This is a genomic window from Planomonospora corallina (assembly GCF_042650625.1).
Classification (GTDB): Bacteria; Actinomycetota; Actinomycetes; order Streptosporangiales; family Streptosporangiaceae; genus Planomonospora_B; species Planomonospora_B corallina.
Map to the genome: position 1 here is coordinate 1 of NZ_JBHSBM010000057.1, position 1,532 is coordinate 1,532.

The 1,532-nt window shown below is 68.1% G+C and carries 3 protein-coding genes; 1 reads left to right on the forward strand and 2 read right to left on the reverse strand.

Annotated elements, in window-relative coordinates; all coding sequences use genetic code 11:
• Window positions 1–78 precede the first annotated feature (78 nt).
• Window positions 79–498 (forward strand): PH domain-containing protein, encoded by a 420-nt coding sequence (locus ACFOWE_RS30985; RefSeq protein WP_377294132.1) that lies wholly within the window; start codon window positions 79–81, stop codon window positions 496–498.
• Between the two features lies 1 nt (window position 499).
• Here ACFOWE_RS30985 and ACFOWE_RS30990 read toward each other — a convergent pair whose 3' ends face one another.
• A complete protein-coding gene (locus ACFOWE_RS30990; RefSeq protein ID WP_377294128.1) occupies window positions 500–763 on the reverse strand; it encodes a hypothetical protein in 264 nt (87 codons plus the stop codon).
• A gap of 53 nt (window positions 764–816) precedes the next feature.
• Window positions 817–1,218 carry a hypothetical protein gene (locus tag ACFOWE_RS30995; protein ID WP_377294130.1) on the reverse strand — a complete coding sequence of 134 codons (402 nt, stop codon included), beginning with the start codon at window positions 1,216–1,218 and terminating at the stop codon, window positions 817–819.
• Window positions 1,219–1,532 lie beyond the last annotated feature (314 nt).

A 1,532-nucleotide genomic window follows, 5' to 3' on the forward strand; every position in this document is an offset into this window, starting at 1 on the left:
CGTGTCCGCTCGGCGCCCGTGCCGGCGGCGTCGCTCCGCTTCCTGGAGGGAGGACGGTAACGTGCCAGGGTGGCTGACATGTCCTCGTCCGTCCTGCACTGGCGTGTGCGCCGTGAGTTCCTGCTCCTGAAAGCCGCAGGGGCGGCCGTGGCCGCGGTGCTCACGGTTCTGAACCTCTGGGACGCGCGCGGGGTGCTCCTGGCGGGTGGGACGACGGTGATGCTGACCGTGCTGGCCCTGCGCGACCTGCTGGTCCCGGTACGGCTCGCCGCCGACGGGGACGGGATCGTGGTGGTGAAGGGTTTCGCCGGCTCCGCGCGGGTGCCGTGGAGCGCGGTCGAACGGATCCGGGTGGACACCAGGACCCGCTTCACCTCTCGGACGGAACTCCTGGAGATCGAGACCGAGGACGCGCTCTTCCTCCTGAGCCGTTTCGATCTCGGCGCCCCGGTCCAGGAGGTCGCCGACGAGCTGCGTGCCTTCCGGACCGGTTCCTAGCTCAGGACAACCAGCCTCTGGTGGTCAGCCATCCCCTGGTCCGGCCGACCCTCCGGTGCCGCGGCACGAACTTGGGCCCGGTACGGCGGAGCAGCAGGGCCGCCTTGTACACGGCCCAACCCGCGAAGAAGGAGCCGAAAACGGTCTGTGCGATCCGCGACCACATCGGCACGTCGGCCGCGGCGAAGACCACGACACCGACCCAGAGAACGCCGAAGACGCCCACGAGGGTCGCCGCAGCCCAATTCATTCCCTGCTGCCACATGTCTGAAGTGTTGCAGATCTTGGTTCAAGGCCAGGTCAACGACGCGGAACGGGTCATCGTGGGAGAGTACGGCTGGTGCCGGCACACCTCCGGACGCGGGCTCCCGTTCCACTCCTGCGGACCGGCGCCTGCTCCAGCGCGGCGACCAGCGCGGCCGCGGTGCGGGCATCGGCCAGGACCTGGTTCACCTCCTCCTCACCGGCCGGGAGTTGACCGCGCTTGCCGAGTTCGTCGACGAGGAAGGCGAGCGGCTCGGGATGGCCGGCGGTCTCCGCGGCGACCGTCGCGCGGGCGGCGGTGAGAAGACGCAGATAGTAGGAGCGCAGGGTCGCCTCACGCATGCGTGCGGTCTCGAGGTCGTCCAGCAGGGACCGGGCGAGCAGGAGAAGATCATCCGGGTGGTCGGCCTCTGCGGCGAGGTGCGCGCGGATGTCATCGAACTCCGAACGGGTCATCAAGGTCACCTCCATGACGGAGCCAGAGTCCTGACCCTCGTGCCTACTTCGTATCCGAGCCCGATTGCGGATGACTTGCCGTCCGCTTGAGTGCACCGGCAGGTTTGGGACGCATGAAGGCGGGGAATGGTTGGCAAGTTGCCGCTGTCGCTCCAGAGTCCTGCTAGTCTTTTCTCCGCAGGGCGAGCCCCTGCGAACCCCTCTCGCGAACTCCCGGCAAATCGGGCGGGTCCACACGATTGGACACGAACGGGATGCTGGAGTAAGTTTGAAGGGTTGCTCCGGAGACGGAGCGGTTCCGGTCGGACCGGGAT

Bases quoted from the DNA above. Each gene is read 5' to 3' on its own strand.
- ACFOWE_RS30985 (WP_377294132.1), top strand. From the start codon at position 79: ATGTCCTCGTCCGTCCTGCACTGGCGTGTGCGCCGTGAGTTCCTGCTC.
- ACFOWE_RS30990 (WP_377294128.1), bottom strand. From the start codon at position 763: ATGTGGCAGCAGGGAATGAATTGGGCTGCGGCGACCCTCGTGGGCGTC.
- ACFOWE_RS30995 (WP_377294130.1), bottom strand. From the start codon at position 1,218: ATGACCCGTTCGGAGTTCGATGACATCCGCGCGCACCTCGCCGCAGAG.